This window comes from Chitinophaga sp. OAE865, from assembly GCF_040546735.1.
GTDB lineage: Bacteria > Bacteroidota > Bacteroidia > Chitinophagales > Chitinophagaceae > Chitinophaga > Chitinophaga polysaccharea_A.
The window spans coordinates 4,677,869-4,696,518 of the sequence record NZ_JBEPOF010000001.1; the positions used below are offsets into that span (position 1 = coordinate 4,677,869).

At 45.1% G+C, this 18,650-nt stretch carries 11 protein-coding genes; 4 read left to right on the forward strand and 7 right to left on the reverse strand.

Annotated elements, in window-relative coordinates; translation table 11 throughout:
- Positions 1-169 precede the first annotated feature (169 nt).
- Complete coding sequence (locus ABIE50_RS18945) at positions 170-2,539, forward strand: ABC transporter permease (RefSeq protein WP_209857806.1); 2,370 nt, start codon at positions 170-172, stop codon at positions 2,537-2,539.
- A 120-nt stretch (positions 2,540-2,659) separates the two neighbouring features.
- On the opposite strand, the gene ABIE50_RS18950 is transcribed toward ABIE50_RS18945, so the two are convergent.
- The 7 genes from ABIE50_RS18950 to ABIE50_RS18980 form a co-directional block, all read right to left on the reverse strand.
- The gene (locus ABIE50_RS18950; protein ID WP_209857807.1) at positions 2,660-4,105 is read right to left on the reverse strand and encodes a RagB/SusD family nutrient uptake outer membrane protein; all 1,446 of its coding nucleotides are present in this window, start codon (positions 4,103-4,105) and stop codon (positions 2,660-2,662) included.
- Positions 4,106-4,112: 7 nt separating this feature from the next.
- Complete coding sequence (locus ABIE50_RS18955; protein WP_209857808.1) at positions 4,113-7,355, reverse strand: SusC/RagA family TonB-linked outer membrane protein; 3,243 nt, start codon at positions 7,353-7,355, stop codon at positions 4,113-4,115.
- A gap of 219 nt (positions 7,356-7,574) precedes the next feature.
- The gene (locus ABIE50_RS18960) at positions 7,575-8,603 is read right to left on the reverse strand and encodes a FecR family protein (protein WP_354028075.1); all 1,029 of its coding nucleotides are present in this window, start codon (positions 8,601-8,603) and stop codon (positions 7,575-7,577) included.
- Positions 8,604-8,711: 108 nt separating this feature from the next.
- Positions 8,712-9,278: an RNA polymerase sigma factor gene (locus ABIE50_RS18965; protein WP_354028076.1), complete on the reverse strand. Its 567-nt coding sequence runs from the start codon at positions 9,276-9,278 to the stop codon at positions 8,712-8,714.
- A gap of 134 nt (positions 9,279-9,412) precedes the next feature.
- Positions 9,413-9,742 carry a DMT family protein gene (locus tag ABIE50_RS18970; protein ID WP_209857810.1) on the reverse strand — a complete coding sequence of 110 codons (330 nt, stop codon included), beginning with the start codon at positions 9,740-9,742 and terminating at the stop codon, positions 9,413-9,415.
- 299 nt (positions 9,743-10,041) lie between these two features.
- Positions 10,042-11,049 carry a glycoside hydrolase family 18 gene (locus ABIE50_RS18975; RefSeq protein WP_209857811.1) on the reverse strand — a complete coding sequence of 336 codons (1,008 nt, stop codon included), beginning with the start codon at positions 11,047-11,049 and terminating at the stop codon, positions 10,042-10,044.
- Positions 11,050-12,636: 1,587 nt separating this feature from the next.
- Complete coding sequence (locus ABIE50_RS18980; RefSeq protein ID WP_209857812.1) at positions 12,637-13,365, reverse strand: peptidase associated/transthyretin-like domain-containing protein; 729 nt, start codon at positions 13,363-13,365, stop codon at positions 12,637-12,639.
- A 250-nt stretch (positions 13,366-13,615) separates the two neighbouring features.
- Between ABIE50_RS18980 and ABIE50_RS18985 the strand changes: the two genes are divergently transcribed.
- From ABIE50_RS18985 to ABIE50_RS18995, 3 genes are all read left to right on the forward strand, one after another.
- The gene (locus tag ABIE50_RS18985) at positions 13,616-14,158 is read left to right on the forward strand and encodes an RNA polymerase sigma-70 factor (protein WP_142687108.1); all 543 of its coding nucleotides are present in this window, start codon (positions 13,616-13,618) and stop codon (positions 14,156-14,158) included.
- A 71-nt stretch (positions 14,159-14,229) separates the two neighbouring features.
- On the forward strand, positions 14,230-15,213 hold the full coding sequence (locus tag ABIE50_RS18990; RefSeq protein ID WP_209857813.1) for a FecR family protein: 984 nt from the start codon (positions 14,230-14,232) through the stop codon (positions 15,211-15,213).
- 21 nt (positions 15,214-15,234) lie between these two features.
- Positions 15,235-18,621 carry a SusC/RagA family TonB-linked outer membrane protein gene (locus ABIE50_RS18995; RefSeq protein WP_209857814.1) on the forward strand — a complete coding sequence of 1,129 codons (3,387 nt, stop codon included), beginning with the start codon at positions 15,235-15,237 and terminating at the stop codon, positions 18,619-18,621.
- Positions 18,622-18,650 lie beyond the last annotated feature (29 nt).

The following is an 18,650-nucleotide window of genomic DNA, read 5'->3' on the forward strand; positions in this document are numbered from 1 at the left end:
GGTGGCAGGAAAGATAAATATGATGAGCGTACACCAGGTTGCATATATGAACACCATTTGTATTAAAACCGGACAATTTAAATATATTATAAATATTCATTAATTTGATTTATAGAAGCTCCGGGCAATGGCATCGCCTTTGGGGACAAAGGACAACATAATTTTCACTATGCTGAAAAACTACTTTAAGCTTGCCTGGCGTAATCTCATTAAAGATCGCCGCTTTGCATTTCTTAATTTAATTGGGTTGTCTACCGGGCTTGCCTGCGCGCTTATGATCTATATCTGGGTACAGGATGAGCTGCACATCGACAAATTCCATAAGAACGACGCTACGCTTTTCCAGGTGCTGGAAAACAGGGTGCAGGCAAGCGGCATCTGGACAGCAAAATCATCTCCGGTACCTATGGCCGGAGCACTGGTAAAGGATATGCCGGAAGTGGAATATGCAGCCTATGTAAGCCCGGTCCTTGAAGGAATAATATCTGTAAAAAATGAAAAGAATATAAGGACCAACGGGAAATATGCCGATAAGGATTTCTTTAAGATGTTCTCTTATGAGCTGATCACCGGAAATGCAGACCAGGTGCTGAAAGACCCGGCCTCCGTTGTATTGTCTGATGTGCTGGCGAAGAACCTGTTTGGCTCCTCTGAAAATGTGATTGGTAAAATAGTCGACTTCCAGCATGAAGAACAATTTGTTGTTTCCGGTGTATTTAAATCACCGGGGCCACAGTCATCTGAACAGTTCGATTTTGTGTTGCCTGTACGCTCGCTTGAAATGGTGAAACGCAATGCCGATGAATGGGGAAATACTGCTTTTAATACCTTTCTTATTTTAAAGCCCGGCACCAACATCGATAAATTCAATGCAAAAATTGCCGGCTACATTAAACTTAAAACCAATAATGAGATCACTTACCGCACGCCCTTCATCCAGCGGTATTCAGAAAATTACCTGTATGGCCGTTATGAAAACGGTATACAGGTGGGTGGCAGAATAGATTATGTACGCCTGTTTTCCCTCGTTGCTATTTTCATCCTGGTAATTGCCTGCATTAATTTTATGAACCTCTCTACCGCGAAAGCATCCGGAAGGGCAAAAGAAGTAGGCATCAAAAAAGCGATGGGCGCAGGCCGTGGAGCATTGATCCTGCAATACCTCGGCGAATCCATGGTAATGGCTTTCGCTTCGCTGCTGCTGGCGGTTTTAATGGCAATACTGTTCCTTCCTGTATTCAACAGCATTACAGGCAAACAACTTTCATTGTTCCGTCCCGAAGTGTCGATGATACTGACCACGCTTGGCATCACACTGTTCACCGGCCTGATAGCCGGCAGTTATCCTGCATTTCACTTGTCAGGCTTTAAACCTGTAACTGTATTGAAAGGAAAGATGAGGGGATCTGCGGGCGAGTTATTTGTACGAAAGGGATTGGTGGTGTTCCAGTTCTTCCTTTCTATTATATTGATTGTGGCTGTATTGGTTATTTACCGGCAGATCACTTATATCCAGACAAAAAACCTGGGATATGATAAATCGCATATTATCACTTTTTTCAGGGAAGGAAAATTGTCTGATGATGTGGTGCACGACCGCTTTCTTTCTGAAGTAAAGGATATACCCGGTGTTATAAATGCCTCAGATATGGGACATGGCTTTACCGGGCATTCCAGTGGAACTTCCGGCGTGGTATGGGAAGGAAAAGATCAGAAAGATAAAACCGAATTTGAAGTGGTACGTGTAAACTATGACCTGCTGAAGACGCTGAATATAAAAATAAAAGAAGGGCGCGATTTTTCACGTGATTTCGGGGACGACAGCTCCATGCTCATTTTTAATGAAGCGGCCATAAAGTTTATGGGAATGAAAGACCCTGTTGGCAAACAGGTGGAATTGTGGGGAGAGAAAATGCGCATAGGCGGTGTGGCAAAAGATTTCCATTTCGAATCGCTTCATGAAAAGGTAAAACCGCTGTTCTTTATACTGAACCCATCCGACACCCGCAGGTTTATGGTGAAGGTGGAAACAGGAAGTGAGAAAGCAGTGATTGCGAAGCTGGAGAAATTGTATGCGCAGATAAACCCCGGCTTTTCATTCGACTATCAGTTCCTGGATGAAAGATACCAGACTTTATACAAAGCAGAAAGCCAGATATCCCTGCTGTCGAGGTACTTTGCCAGCCTGGCTGTTCTCATCTCCTGCCTTGGATTATTTGGTTTGGCAGCCTTTACTGCGCAGCGGAGAAACAAAGAGATAGGTATCCGGAAAGTGCTGGGCGCTACAGTTAGTACTATTGTGATGATGCTGTCGAAGGATTTCCTGCGGCTGGTGTTGATTGCTATGCTTATTGCTTTCCCGGTGGCCTGGTGGGCTACTGCGCAATGGCTGAAAGGCTTTGCCTATAGTATTCATATCGATGCAGGCATATTTTTAATTGCAGGTATTGCGGTGATCCTGCTCACTTTTTTCACCATTAGTTTCCAATCGGTGAAAGCGGCGTTGGCCAATCCAGTGAAGAGTTTGAAGTCGGAATAATTGTCGTGTTCACATAAAAAAGCCCCGGTGAAGAACCACCGGGACTTTATTTCTTCATAAGCAAAAATCCAACCAGCTATCTCTTAGCAAAAACCAATTATTAACAAAGGCGGTTTAGATTTAATTGTAACCTTCGTTCTGCTGGTTGCGTATATTGGGGTTAGCATCCAGTTCTCTTTGTGGTATGGGCAAAATAACTTTCGTACTTGGCCACGATACCTGTATCGTTTTGTCGCTCGCCAGGAATTTGGTGAATGAGCGTTTTGTTCTGTTTAAATCAAACAGCCGGTGCCCTTCAAAAGCCAGTTCCTTTCTACGTTCCAGCAGGATCGCATCCAGGAGTGCCGGCCCTGTAGCCGTTACCGGCGGGGCATTATGATCGGCGCGTTGTGTTACCACTTCCAGGTCAGCCTGTGCTTCCGCGGTGCTTCCAAGGTGTGCTGCTGCTTCTGCATGAATGAGATATAATTCCGCCAGCCGCATCACTTTGATACTTTCTGTAAACGTGTTTACATCTTTGTATTTCGTAATGATGTTAGCCGGATCTTCGCCCCCGTTACCGGATCGTTTTCCTTTCTGCAGAAAGTTCCTTCTTACATCTGTAGCCTGGTAGATATTGTAAATGTTATTGGTGGCCAATACATCGCCATATCCGTCCTGGCTGAACATATAACTTAAGCCATCCGTATTGCGGTTATCTACCGCTGTATTGATGATCTCAAAAACAGTTTCATTGTTATTAGTGATCTTAAAATCGCTCACCAGTTTTTCATTGGGCAGCAGTGCGTATTTGCCGGATTGTATCACATCGCCGGCATATCTGGCTGCTCCCTGCCAATCTTCTTTATATAAGAGGATCCTGGACAGCAATGCTTTGGCAGAATAGATATTGATCCGCCCGGAAGAGAATTCTGTGCTTTTACTTCCTTCAAACCCGGAGATAGCCGTTGTGAGGTCGCTGATAATCTGCGCATAAGTATCTTTCACACTGCTGCGGGAGGGCGACTGCACCGAATCTACATTCGTAACCGTTACAATGGGAATACCCATATGCGTGGCGCCGGGCGTATAGTTATATGGTTGCGCAAACATGCGGGCAATATCAAAGAACACCAGTGCGCGTAATGTGTATGCTTCCGCCACTATCTGTTTAGCCTCTGTACTGTCGGCCGGTGATGGCAGCAGCGAAATCTTTGGCCCTTTCATGATCACCATATTGGCATTGGCCACTACCGCGTATAACTGGTTCCATGAATCGGTGGTATACTGATCGTTGGCCGTTACTATATACTGGTCCTGGTTGCGGTACCGGTTACTGTTGATGATGCTGATAAAACCATTGTCGGACCGCAGATCCGGCAACAGCGGCATGGTACGTCCATAATAATTTTCATCCTGCATCAGGGAATACACGCCGTTGATAGCTGCCCTCAACCCGGGCAGGTCTGTAATAGCGCGGCCTGTTTCTGTTGACTGATCCGGGCGCTGATCAAGGAAATCCTTGCTGCAGGCGCTGAAGAAGCCAGCCACTAAAACAAGTATCCCGTATGTATATTTCTTTTGCATGAATACCTTAAAAATTTACATCCAATCCTATCAGGAATGTTTTGAAAACCGGGGGACGCTGATCGTAATCACCTGTTACCGGTACTTCCGGGTCCATGGTGAGATATTTATCTTTTACGTACGTCCATAAATTATTGCCGCGCACATATACTTTTACTTCGCTGATATTGGCTTTCTTTAACCAGCTTTGCTGCAGGTTATAAGCCAGCAGCAGGTCGCGCAGGCGGATAAAACTGCCATCGTACAGGAACCTGGAGGAGCTCTGGTTGCTCAAACCAGATTGCGTACCGCCGAAAACCACTTTAGGTACATTGGTAATATCTCCCGGATGCTGCCAGCGTTTTTCATAAATGAGGCGCGACATTTTTGCTGCGCCTCCGAATCCGCCGCTGCCGTCTGATTCGGTGAATGTTCCCCAGTTGTCGTATACCTTATTTCCCCAGTTACAGAAGAACTGAAAGCTCAGATCAAATCCTTTATAGCTGAAGTAGTTGGTAATGCCGCCATAAAATTTGGGCAGTGCGCTTCCCTGGTTAAAACGTTGCGCTTCGCCGTATGATTTGGTAGTAGCGGTTTTAGAAGCATCCCTATACCACAGTGCTTCACCGGTTTGAGGATCTGCACCTGCAAATCCAACGAGGAAGAACTGGTAAAAATCTGTACCTGGTTCCCGTTTATAGGGAGGACTGGTGATCGGGTTATCCAGTCTTGTGATCCTATTATTCAGCGTAGAGATGTTGGCATCTGTACGCCATGAGAATTCATTTTCATTTTTTGCGATGACATTGCGGGAGGAAAGGGATATTTCCCAGCCGCTGTTTTTCATCTCCCCGTTATTCCTGAAAACAGTTGTAATACCATTTGCAGAAGATACCGGTACATTCAGCAGTAACCTTGAAGTGGTTCTGTTATAATATTCAATGGTACCCGACAAGCGGTTTCTAAGCACCGCGAAATCCAGTCCTATATTGAATGGCCTGTTCTGTTCCCATGTGAGGAAAGGATTGGGGTATTGCGTAAGCACATACCCCGGTTTCCCATCATAATCATTTGCCGGGCTATAAAGCGACAATGAAGCATAATTATCAATAGCCTGGTTTCCGTTGCTGCCGTAGCTCGCTCTTATCTTTAATTCGTTGATGACATTTACATCCTGGAGGAATGGTTCGCGGTAAATATTCCACGCTGTTCCTATGGACCAGAATGCAGCACTTCTTTTTTTCCGGCCAAATCTGGAAGAGGCATCCCTTCTGATAGAGGCGGTGAGGTAGTATTTCTGCTTATAGTCGTAGCTATTGTTCAGGAACAATCCTGTAAGTGAATTGGCGCTGGATACAGAGGATACGCTTTCCGGTTTGGAGGCGTCCGCCAGCAGTTGCAGGTCGGGCAGCAGGTTTGACGCTGCTGAAGAATTGCCGCTGTTGGTGGTTTTCTGCGCTTCATATCCTACAAACGTATTGATCCCGTGGTAGCCCCATCGCCTGTTGAACCGCAGGATATTGGTAGATACCCAGTTATTCCACAGGCTATTGCTGACCGATACCCAGCCATTGGTATTTCTTCCATCTCCGAATCCCGGTGCAAAAAAAGAGTTGCTCCGGGCATAGTTCAGGTCGAGACTGATCTTTGTTTCAAACGAAAGAAAATCAGTGAAGGCGTATTTGGCGCCGGCGCCGCCCAGCAGTCCGTAAATGGTGCCGGTGCGGGTATCGCCATTCAGTACAGCCACCGGGTTGAAGGTGTTGTTGTAACTGAAATCGTAGCTGCCATCCGGGTTGTAAATTTTCAACCAGGGCTGCAGGCGTACGAGTGAGCGTACCGGGTTGGCCATTAAGCCTACGTCCCCTACTGCGTTTGCACGCTGATAAGAGAAGGACAGGTTTACATCAAACGACAGGCGGCTGGTGGCCTGGTTGCTCAGATTGAGCTTGCCTGTCATACGCTTGTAGTCCACACCTCTCAGGGCTGATTTGGAATCGTATAAGCCGCCGGAAACATAAAATTTTGTTTTATTATTTCCGCCTGCGGCAGATAGATTGGCTTGTGTATAGCTCCCATGGCGGGTGAGCACATCGATCCAGTTGGTGTTCACGGTAGTGTCTACGCCACGTGCGCGGAGCTCCCGTTGAAAACCGGCTTCGCCTGTGCCATCTGCTTTATGCGCCCATCCTTCGCGGAGCAGTTCCATCATCTCGCTGGTATTGAGCGGATAGTTTGCCTGCGGGATGGTGAGCTGGTTGCTGCCTCTTTGCACTGTTGCGCTGATCTTTGTTCTGCCCTGGCTGCCGGGTTTGGTGGTGATGAGTATCACGCCGTTGGCAGCGCGGGAGCCATAGATGGACGCAGAAGCTGCATCTTTTAAAATAGAGATCGACGCGATATCTGCGCTGTTGATCCCTGCCAGGGTATTCACATTATAATCGGTAAGGTTGTCTGTTACCACTGGTGTGCCGTCTACCACGTATAGCGGAGAGCTGCCTGCAGTAATAGATCCTATGCCGCGTATATGAATGCTGGGTATGGAACCGGGCTGACCGGAACCATTGGTAGATTGTAAGCCGGATACATTGCCTTGTAAGCTTTCCTGGAAGCTGCTACGGGGTGCTTTATCATATAATGAAGCATTTACCATAGTAGCTGAACCTGTCAAAGAACTTTTTGTTTGCACGCCATAAGCTACTACTACTACTTCGTTCAATCCTTTGGAATCGTCTTTCAGCGTGATGTTGAGGTGGGATGAGTTGTTTACTGTCACCCGGTGCTCTTCATAACCAATGAAAGAACAGATCAACGTTGCTGAAGAAGGCGCCTCCATGCGGAATTCACCATTCTCATCTGTAGTAGTACCCTTATTAAGACCTGCAATACGTAAACTCACACCTGGTAAAGGGTGTTCGAAAACGTCGGTTACCGTTCCACTGATACTGATATTCCTGATCTCTTTGTCTTCCGGCGCTATAGCCACCAATGTGGCGGAAAGCTGTTTGAAAGTAAGACCGGTATTTTTCAATATCTTTCTTAAAATATCTTCTGTCAAAGCATTGCTTTCATTCACTGACACTTTTTTGCCTGCCGGAATCAGATCGTTGCGGTATACGAAACGGTAGCCGCTTTTCTTTTCGATCATCTTCAGGAGCCGTGTCAGCGGCACTGAATCTGCTTTGAGGGAAATGCGCCGGTCCTGCTGACCGAAGACATTTCCTGTTATTTGCAAACAGGTAATAAGAATAATAAAGGACACCAGTTTCATTATCAGTACAACTTTTCCCTATGTTTTTATACGCAAAAGGATTCATAATGTAGGATTTTTTTCCATACATTTATGGTTGTAAAAGGTCATAAAACTACGACAGTACTACATTGCCAAGTGAAGCTAGCTGCCGTTTGATCTCAACAAAAGGGGTAAATGTTTGCAGCATTTGCCCTTTTTTTATCTGAGAGGTATCGATTTTCTTTTAACGTTCCCCTTTTACTGGGTGATGAATACTTCATTGCTTACTATCCGGCAATGAAATGATGTTGTAACCTTCAGCGCTTCCAGTACTTCTGAAAACGATTCATTTTTAAAAGTAGCGGTGAAATGGTATGTTTTTAATTTGTTACCGTTGAGATGGATCCTGATACCATACCAACGTTCCATTTTCAGCGCAATATCTTCGAAGTTGTCGTTATCAAACACCAGGTAGTTGTCGTGCCAGGCAGTTTCCGCCACCATGCTGTCCTGCGTGTTATTACGGATATTTTCTACCCTGTAACCTGCTACCAGGTTGGGTTGGGTTTGTTTGTTACCTGGTCCGTGCTGTAAAATGATCTTTTGATTGGGCGCCAGTTTCACATTCCTTTCCACGCCATCGTTAAGTGTTACTTCCACAGCGCCGGTGATCAGCGTAGCTTCTGTGGTATGATCTCCTGTATATGCTTTTACATTAAAAGAGGTACCCAGTACTTTGATGCCCATCCTGGAGGTACGAATGGAAAAGGGTTTGGCTGCATTCTTTGCTACGTCAAAAAATGCTTCCCCTTCCAGGGTAACTTCCCGGCTGTCCTGGTTGTTCATATCAGGATCATAGGTTAAACGGCTGCCACCATTAAGCCATACTTCTGTTCCATCGGGCAGTTGCGCCCTTGTACGGGAGCCATCGCGGGTATAAATAGCCGCCATTGCTGCTTTACCGGCCTTTTGCGGGTATTTGTCTGATAAGAGATAGATGCAATAGCTTCCGAGTATCACTACCAGTATGGAAAGTATGGCCACCCATTTACGGAAGTTCCTCCTGGTTTTAACGGGTAATTCTTCCTGTGGGAACTCTTCCTCCATCCGGGCCAGGTGTTTTTCCAGGGCCTGTTCCGTTTTGGTTTCCCATTCCGTACCGGCAGCGGGCTGAGGCCAGTTGCTTAATACGGATAATTTATATCTCAGGTCCGGATCTTTCTGCAATGATGCTTCCAGTTCACGCAACTCCTCCATCGTGGCTTCGCCCGATACCTTTCTTCCCATCAAAAGCCATATTCTTTCCTGTTCCATGTGTATGATACAAAAGCATGATTATACAGAAGGACAAGCAATTTTTGAAAATCTACTACTCCGCCTGAAAAAAAATTTAAATTATTTTGTTTTGATAAAAGAGAGGTTGATCACTTCACTGATCTTTTTGAGGGCCTGGGCCATATGTACATCAATGGTATTCACGGAAATGTCGAGGATCTGGGCAACTTCTTTATATTTAAGGCCATCCTCCCGGATGAGCTTAAAGATCATTTTCCTTTTGGGTGGGAGTGCATTTACGGCTGCTTCTATTCTTTTTACCATTTCGCCGGAAATGAAGATCTGTTCCGGTGTGGCATTGCTGACGCTGATGTCTACCGCTACTTCATCAAGACTGAAATGCTGGGTACGGGCAGCCTTATTCAGGTAATTGAGGGCAATATTTTTGGTGGATACATAAAGATACACGCGGAGATTTTCAACCTGGAGCAGTCGTTCCCGCTGCTTCCATACATTCAGGAATACATCCGAGGCGATTTCTTCAGCGGATTCCCAGGACTTTACGATGGAAAAGGCAAACTGGCTTAAGGGCTTGTAAAATATCCGGAACAGCGCTTTATAAGCCTGTTCATCTCCAAGGGATGCTACCCTTTCCACCAGCAGCTGTATATTGGCTTCTTCCCTCAATAATTTGTTTTTTGGTTGAAAACTGATCCCTAAAGATAATACAGATTTTTTCTAATTTGATCTTGTTTTACATTTATTATTATATAATATGAATTGGTTTTAAAGTATATATATCTCACTGCTTTATTACTGCATTACTTTTTAAACATAAAATATACGGCTCCTACAAGGAAGAAAAAAGAGACGAGATAGTTCCAGCGGAGGGGCTCCTTGAGGAAGGTAACCGCAAAAATGCTGAAAACGGTGAGGGTGATCACCTCCTGGATGGTTTTGAGCTGGAACCCGGTAAACCCTTCCTGGGCGCCGTAGCGGTTAGCGGGCACCATAAAGCAGTACTCAAAAAAGGCGATGCCCCAGCTGATGAGGATCACTTTCCAGAGGGCAACGTCCTGGTGTTTGAGGTGGCCATACCAGGCAAAGGTCATGAAGGTATTGGAAATGGTGAGGAGCAGGATGGTGCGCATGTGTGATTAAATATTTGAAAGCGCTAAATTACTGAGTAGCTGCTATCTGCAAAAAATAATATTTGAAGCGGAGATTGTCTGTCTCAGGATCGTGATGATTTACTTTAAATACCTCCCAATGCAATAAACAGATGGGCATACCCCATAAAATAAGAACTGTATTAAAGGTCTGAAATATTCCAACCTTAAATACAGTTCAGTTTACAGCCGCCTGAAAAACCGGGCAATGCTATATTACGGGCTCATATATAATATTACATACCAGCCCATTATTTTTCCCAAAAAAAAGTTAAACCAATTTATTGAGGGGAATTCATTGTTGCTATTGATTTCCGAACGTTAGAATATTTATTATTATTATAATCCAAATTGAATCCATATGCCCCTATACCACCAACATCAGTTTTCAATGCCCATAATGCATATTCCTCAATTAAGGTATTTTTACCCAAAGCGCTATTCACATTCCAGGCACATGGTTTTTCACCATTGGTTAAAAAGAATACATTTTTATTACCAATAAGCTTTCCATATTGATTCACTACACCAGTCATCATATTTTGATTTCCGCTCCACCGATCGCCGGCACAATTGTATCCCTGAAAGATAACATTGTTATAATAGCTATAGGTATCGTTAAAGATTTGAAAAATAGTACCCGATGTTTGGTCTGTATCAAAAATAAAAGAAATGTTATTCCCTGATTTAGGACCGAAATATTTGCTCAATGCTTTCAGTAACCCCTTTGTCTGTTCCTTACTATAAATGAGTTCAGGTTCCATGTCTACATCTATTCCGTCCAGGCCCCATTCCGTAAAATAATCATAAACCAATTTTGCAAATTTATCATAGTCGGCCTCATTGTGATTATATACAGGAGTTCCATCTGCATTTTTATGCCAATCCTGAAAATCAGTCAGCCAAACGCAATTCACCACTTTAGTACCCCTTTTCTGGAGATAGTTTATATCTGCTTTTATCTTGTCAAAGTTGTTCCACAATTCTTTGTTTCCTTTTCCCATATGAGTGAAGATATCTACAACATCGACGCTATCCGGAACCAGTCGCAGATTACTATACATATACCTGGTACTATCTGCAGAAACAGATTTTTCTAAACCGTTGAAATAACCAACAAACTTCTTATGGTCACTTTTTTTGTATTCATTGAGTTTTTTGAGATAAATGGCCGTTGAATCCACCGGTTGAGGTTTTTCAGTAGAGATTTGGGTGCATGATGCGAAAGTAACGGCAAATAAAGTGACTGCTAAAGCGGCTCTGACACTGAATAAACTTAATCTGATCATTTGTTTGAAATTTTATATTGAATTATTAAATCTTTTCCTGATACTAGTTTTCATGCTTGCACACGGCTATCATGGACAAAGCCACAATATGCTTTGCATCTACCACAGGGGCATGATTCTTCACTTAGAGGGTATTTCCTTTAGCGCAAGTTCTCTACCTTCTTATAACTGCTGAAACCAGTAAAAAACATCCCCGGCTGTAACTGGATGTTTTGCAGGCTTTTCATTTAATAAGAAGACCGATCTTCATGAAACCAGGAGGATCATCAGACCCGGGACGTCATGAAGCTTGGATTCCCAATAAAAATTGGAAGCAAAAAACTCTATATAAATTCTCTGGCGGCAATATTGGCTATGGCAGGAAGGAGCCAATATATATGTAAGGTAATCCTGCGAGGTCAACTATCTTCTCAAACGCACGGGTACCTATACTATTTGCCTTAAAACATGCATCCAAAATGGATTTTACAAATAACAACCTATTCAGGAAACAAAAGACAATTAACACAATTTTTCATTATCCTATTGCAACTTATAAGTTGTTACCAAATACTTCTTACACTCGTTGCTTGTTTGACTTTAAATCCGGTGTATGCAGTGTTGGTAATACTACTCCGGAACGAATTGCCTGTTAATGCTTATTCAAGAGTTAACGTAGAAGTGGCCCAAAGGCTCTGCATTCTACAGTTAGGTCACAAATCAATAAGGTTCAAACAACTTTCTGATTTCAATGATAATGTTTTTTTTTAGAAAAAAAAGAAATCCAGGCCAACTTTTTTTGGAAAAAGATGATAAATAGATTTACGTAGCTCTACGCCTGCTTCTTTGTGCTAAGCAGCAGTTCCCGTACATCCACATCCAGTGCAGCGGGATATCGAACAAAGGTTCCGCGGTAGGCTGCATTGTATTGGTACGCCATTTTGAAACCGTGGTAATACTTACTCCCAGCTCTTTTACGAGCCAGTTTTGCATCTTGCTGTCTCTACTATTATTATTTTCAATATATTAAATATAATTTCAGTAATTAATATTATTATCTGATCTGAAGATAACAAACGTTGCCCTTGGGCAACACATATATTAATTACGAAGAAATAAGTGAAAATTTAAAAGCGACATTTATTAATTAATAAGATGTTACCTTAAGTGACATCATATCAGTCTCCTCCACCTACATTTCGACCCAAATCCGCCTGCCTTACAGACGAAGAACCCAATTTCCCGGGAACAGTGCTGAAAACCTGCTTTGAGCTTTTGGGAACGGGCGAAACGAACAACCTGCTTGCCTCAGCTAAACCCAAGCCCTTGCCAACCCTGGCGGGCCTTACAGCTCCGTGAGTGAGCGGATGAAAGTACTATCCTGCTTTACGGAGCTATAGCAGTTAGTAGAGACGGCCTTTCTCATCTCCCCAAAAAATAAAAACCAAACCACCCCATATCCTTCCCCAGCCCAACAATCAGCAAAATAAATCAGTAAAATCCGCGCAAAAAAAAGAGGGACCGTAAGAGGTCCCCCTGCATCAAACCAAATTGGGCTTTCCAATGTGGATGATTTTGTGTTGTTGGTTGCTATTTCATTATTAAAAACTATTGTTCTAATTTGATTTCGCCCAGGTCGGTAGCTTTACCGTCTTCTACTTTTACATCTTTGATCACGGCGTTTTTGTATGGGCTTTTGCCGAGAACAGTAATAGTATAAGTTCCTGCTTTGGCAGCCGGAATGGTGAATGCACCCTGTGAGATAGCGCCTTTCAGCTTATCAGTACCGTTGTCGGCCTCTACTTCAGTAGCGCTGTCGGCAGGAGTGATTTTACCGGTGATAGAACCACCTTCTACAGTCATCACTTTCAGTGAGTCATGTCCCTGCAGGGAGTCTACCTTCTGTAAAGAGTCGATTCCGGTTAAAGAATCTACTTTTTGTAAAGAGTCGATTCCGGTTAAAGAATCCACTCTTTGCAACGAGTCAATCCCGGTTAAGGAATCCAGCCGCTGTAAAGAATCTACCCCTGTTAAAGAGTCAATACGCATTACAGAGTCAATTCCGGCCAAGGAATCCACTCTCTGTAAAGAATCGGTTCCCATTAAAGAGTCTACTGTCAAGGAATTAAATCCTTTTAAAGAATCCAGGCGCTGCAGTGAGTCTACACTGAAAACTTTTACTGAGTCAAGGCTGGCAATGGAGTCTGTTGCAATTGAATCCACCATTGCGGCGGTGCTGTCTACAGTTTTTACTGCGGCTACATCTGCACTTTTGAAAGCCGACATCCCAAGTACCATTGTTGCTAAAGCGAGCGTTCCTACAATTGATTTTTTCATGGCTTCAATTTTTGAATGGTTAATATTTATATTGAATATCCCCGGCCCGGATGAATGTGCATGGTTTTTGTTATATGCCCTCATCGTTGGCTACCGTATATAAACAATACATCCGACAATTCACTTACCATTAGTCAAAGAAATGTTAAAGTGAAAAAAAGAATTACAAGGCGTTATACCAGCTGCTTTCGTAATTAGTAATTTTAAAAATTATCTTCGCACTACGGAAACAAGACAAAAGATCAAAAGCATGTTGCAATTGAGTAACGACGAAATAGTAAAAGGCATCCGGAGCAGAAACAAAGATGTGTTCGAAACTGTTTTTAAACAGTTCGCACCATCCATGTATAATATTGCCGTACGGTATGTGAAAGATGAAGATGACGCGAATGATATGGTACAGGATGTTTTCCTCAATTTGTGGAAAGGTGCGGAAAACCTGGATGAAAGAGCCCCTATTAATCACTATCTCGCAAGAGCCACCGTAAACACCTGTCTGAACAGGATAAAAAAAGAGCAACGGAAAGAAGTATACGCCAAGGAACAAATGCAAACCGCTACACCGGCAGAAAATAACCATTCTCTGCTGGAACATAAGGAACTGGAAGCCCAATACCGCTCTGCCCTTGAAAAATTACCGGACCAATGCCGCCGTGTTTTTGAAATGAGCCGCCTGAAAGGCTTGTCGCCGGCCGAAATCGCAGAACAATTAAATATCTCTATCAATACAGTATACGCCCACTTAACCACGGCTTTAAAACGATTACGGGTAGACCTTATTAATAAGTCGTAAGATGCTCCGGAATTTTTTTTATTATCGCTTAATGGTATAACGTTCTTCGGTTGTATTACTAATAAGAAGCCATGAATAATCAAACAGACATAGATATAGTGATCCGTTACCTGGAAGATCCGGACAATGAGCAGCACAAAACGCAGCTCAACGAATGGATTCAACAGGATGCCGGTAACCTGGATATCTTCCTGGATATGAAAGGCATGTGGCATGGCGATCCGCTTCCTGCCGCCTCTGCTTTCGATACCCAGGGACAATGGCAGGCGCTGGATACCATGCTGGATAAGGTTCCTGTAGCTGCTTCGCTTCCCGCACAAAGGAAAAACACCCGCGTGATCAGGATGAACCGCAGGTACTGGTGGGCCGCCGCAGCCGTACTGGTGATTGCCGGCACATGGACCTGGCTGGGCCCGGGCGGGTATAAAACATACGCCACCAACCAGCAGCAGGACAGTCTTCGTTTGCCGGATGGCTCTATGCTGTATCTCAACGCACATACCCAGGTACGCTATGCACGCGGATTTGGAAAAGATAACAGGCTGATTAAAATAGATAAGGGAGAAGCTTTTTTTGATGTTACTAAAAACGATGCCCTCCCCTTCATTGTAAATGCCCCCGAAGTAGAAGTACAGGTATTAGGCACTGCTTTTAATGTAAAAGCCGCCAACAGCGGGGTAAAAGTGTTTGTACAATCCGGGAAGGTAAGCGCGGCTTATAAAGGCACTGAGAAAAAAGTGATCCTTACCCCGGGCGTGGAAGCCTCCCTGAAACCTAACGGTCACGAAATAGATACCCGTACACATAAAAAGAACAATAACATCCTGGCCTGGAAAACCCGGACATTAACGTTTGACGATACCCCGCTCACCGAAGTAGCGGAAGCCCTCGAAGATTTTTATAATGTACAGATCACCATCAGGGATCAGCAACTGGCTGATAAAAAACTGCTGGCTACCTTCCCCAATATGTCTTTGGACGAAGTGCTGGACATTATGAGAAAAACCCTTCAAATTAATATTACGCATAAAAACGACCTGGTAGACATCTACTAATACGCGCCTGACCTTTTATTTATGCAGCAATTATTGCTACAGGCGCGTATCTCCAATTCCAGGTTTGGATGCGTGCCTGATTTTATTCTTATTGTTATCCTGGTACTGGCCAATGCTGTAGCTATGGCCCAGCACACCAATGCCCCTCCCAGAAAGGTTTCCCTCCAGTTTACAAACGCCAGCCTGAAAACAGTGATCCGGGAAATAGAAAAACAAACCAAATATACTTTTGCCATTTCTTCCGGGGAACTGGAAACCCGCCAGGGCGTTAGCTTACATGTACATAATTCCTCCCTCCTGGAAGTATTGCCAAAGATCTTCCCTCCTGCAAAATATAAAGTGGAGATAAAAGACGGGCAAATCATCGTGATCCCCCTCAACACCGTAGCTGCGGATGAAACGCCTCCCCGTAACACAGATCCCAACCCTAACAAATGGACCCTCACAGGGTCTGTTTCCGATGGAATGGAGCCGCTGAGCGGTGTATCTATCCGGGAAAAAGGCACTACTAACGGTACCGCCACTACGGAAAACGGCAGTTTTAAAGTAGACCTGGCCAGCGGGCAGGCTATACTACAGGTATCCCTGATAGGTTTTGAAACAAAAGAGATTGCGGTGAGAGACAGGAGAAATATATCTGTACTGCTGCAACCAGACCTGCGTAAGCTGAATGAACTGATAGTACTGGGTTACGGCCTGCAGAAACGCGCCAATATTACCGGTTCTATCAGCCAGGTAGATGGCGTGCGGTTGAGAAGCCGGCCCGTAGCCAATGTGATGGCGGCCTTACAAGGCACCGCCACCGGCCTGGTGGTAACAAGAAGTAACGGGCAGCCCGGCCGTGAAGGATTTAACATCCAGGTGCGGGGTGTGGGCTCTTCCTCCGGCAGCAATACCCCCGTGATTGTAGACGGTGTGCCCGGCTCCCTCGCCGTATTGAACCCGGACGATATTGAATCCGTATCTATCCTGAAAGACGCGGCAGCCGCTTCTATTTACGGCGCCCGTGGCGCAGGAGGCGTAGTATTGGTAACTACACGCACCGGGAAACCAGGCAAACTGAAAGTAGATTTCAATACTCTCGGAGGTTTTGAAACCCCTATCCGCCTGCCCAACCGCCTCCCCTCCTGGCAGTCGGCCGCCATGCAGAACATTGCCGCGGAAAATGCAGGAAAGGTTGCGCCCTGGGATCCCCTGGAAATAGATTTAATGAGATCGGGGAATCATTATGCTATCGACTACCGGCGTCCTGATTTCTACAAATACTACTATAACTACAATGCCCTGCCGGTGCTTACCAAAAGCAAAACCGGTATTGAAAACTATAACCTGTCCGTAAAAGGGGGCGATAGCTCCAACCAGTTCTCTGCATCCCTGGGCTATTTCGGGCGACAGGGACTCTTTGCCATCGGCCCGGACCGTACCCATCGTGTGAATGCACGGGTGAACATGAACAACCGCTTCAATAAGCATTTCAGCCTGGAAACACGGTTATCGTACGCCCAAACTAATACCTTCTCCCCGGCCCAGGCAGTGGAAGGCCCCAATGGCTTGCTGGCAGGGATTTACCGCGGCCCGGGAAATGTGCCTGTGTTTGTGCCCAATACCAGTAATTATGCTTACGGCGGCGCACCTGGTTATGCTATTTTGGAAGATGGAGGTGAACGTGATGAGAAAAATAATTATATAGATGCGGTGTTTACACTGAGGGCCGACAGTATCGTTAAAGGGCTTACCCTTCGCCTTATTTACAGTCCGCAGAAACATACCCTCCAGGATAACCTGGGCCGTAATACCATTGCCCTCTGGAACCGCATGGATACCGCCGCGTTGCTGCAACCTAATAACATGCTACAGAAAAGCCGGCTGGAAAGTAAAGGCGGTAACCTGCAGTTGCTGGCCGACTATGATGTAAAAAAAGACAAACATAATATTCACCTGCTTGGCGGAGCCACACAGGAAGCATACAATACCACGCAAAGTACGGCGGCCTCCTACAATATCAGTCAGCAGGAAATCAATACCAATCACTTCAATAACGCTCCCGCATATACGCAGTTGCTGGGCGCCAGCGGTTCACTGCTATCCATATTTGGTAAAATGAGCTACAACCACGATAACCGCTACCTGGTGGAGGCCAACCTCATCGGATCGCGGCTATCGCAGTACAGCACCTCATTTGCCGGCAGGGATCAGTGGCAGGTATTTCCCTCCTTCTCTGCCGGGTGGCGACTGAACAATGAAACCTGGTTCAACCGGGCATTGCCTTTTTTTAACGAATTCAAGCTCAGGTGGTCATGGGGCAGGTTGGGGAATGTTAACAGCTGGAACAGTATTCCCAATGATGAGCGACTGCAAACTTTCAGCTTTAATGCTCCTCCGTACCTGCTGCCTTTTGTATATAAGAACCCCGTCATCCAGGCCCAGGGCTGGGAAAACATCTCCACCAATAACTATGGCTGGGATGCTACTTTATTCAGGGGCAGGCTCACCCTGGCCGCCGATTACTTTGTTAAGCATAACCGCGATATGCAGATCCCGGTGCTTACCGCATCTACAGAGGGCGCCTGGCCAATCGATTTTCACCGTGGTGAAATGAAATCATGGGGTTGGGAAATAAATATAGGCTGGCGCGATGATAAAGGGCCTTTTACCTGGTATATCAATGGTAATCTCTTTTATAACCGGAATAAAGTGCTGAAGAATGATAATGTGGCCCCCCAGCCAGGCTGGAACCAGGGTATTGCCGGGTATCCTTACTCTTCCCTGTTTGGCTATGAATCCGATGGCTATTTCCAATCGGCAGATGAAGTGAGCCAGCACGCCTTCCAGCACGAGAACACCGGTCCCGGCGACCTGCGTTATAAAGACATTAACGGTGATCACAAAATAGATAACGCCGACCTGGTATACCTGGGTAGCACCGATCCAAGACTGTCGTATGGTGTAGATGCAGGTTTCGCATGGAAAGGAATTGATTTCTCCGTTTTCTTCCAGGGTGTGGCTAACCGCAGGGTGATGCCGGACCCGCGTTATAATCTTCCTTTTACCAGCGCCTGGCAGCAGCCCTGGGACATTAACCAGGACTACTGGACACCGGAAAATCCTGATGCGTTATTTCCACGGCTGTATCTCAACGATCATCAAAATACAGTACCATCTTCCCATTGGGTGATGAACGGCGCCTATATCCGGCTGAAGAACCTGCAGGTGGGTTATTCCCTGCCTGCCAGCTGGCTGAGGAAAATATGGATCAGTAACCTGCGCATTTACTTCTCAGGACAGGATCTCTGGGAAACTACCAAAATGAAGATTAAGTATTATGATCCGGAACAGGCGGGAGGTTATAACGGTAATGCATATCCGTTTTTCAGATCATATACATTGGGGTTGACTGTTGGCTTCTGATTTTTCAGAAGCCAACAGGGAGCAATTCG

Coding starts and splice junctions, on each gene's coding strand:
- ABIE50_RS18995 (WP_209857814.1), top strand. CDS start 15,235: ATGCAGCAATTATTGCTACAGGCGCGTATCTCCAATTCCAGGTTTGGA.
- ABIE50_RS18945 (WP_209857806.1), top strand. CDS start 170: ATGCTGAAAAACTACTTTAAGCTTGCCTGGCGTAATCTCATTAAAGAT.
- ABIE50_RS18955 (WP_209857808.1), bottom strand. CDS start 7,355: ATGAAACTGGTGTCCTTTATTATTCTTATTACCTGTTTGCAAATAACA.
- ABIE50_RS18960 (WP_354028075.1), bottom strand. CDS start 8,603: ATGGGAAGAAAGGTATCGGGCGAAGCCACGATGGAGGAGTTGCGTGAA.
- ABIE50_RS18970 (WP_209857810.1), bottom strand. CDS start 9,742: ATGCGCACCATCCTGCTCCTCACCATTTCCAATACCTTCATGACCTTT.
- ABIE50_RS18990 (WP_209857813.1), top strand. CDS start 14,230: ATGAATAATCAAACAGACATAGATATAGTGATCCGTTACCTGGAAGAT.
- ABIE50_RS18985 (WP_142687108.1), top strand. CDS start 13,616: ATGTTGCAATTGAGTAACGACGAAATAGTAAAAGGCATCCGGAGCAGA.
- ABIE50_RS18950 (WP_209857807.1), bottom strand. CDS start 4,105: ATGCAAAAGAAATATACATACGGGATACTTGTTTTAGTGGCTGGCTTC.
- ABIE50_RS18975 (WP_209857811.1), bottom strand. CDS start 11,049: ATGATCAGATTAAGTTTATTCAGTGTCAGAGCCGCTTTAGCAGTCACT.
- ABIE50_RS18980 (WP_209857812.1), bottom strand. CDS start 13,365: ATGAAAAAATCAATTGTAGGAACGCTCGCTTTAGCAACAATGGTACTT.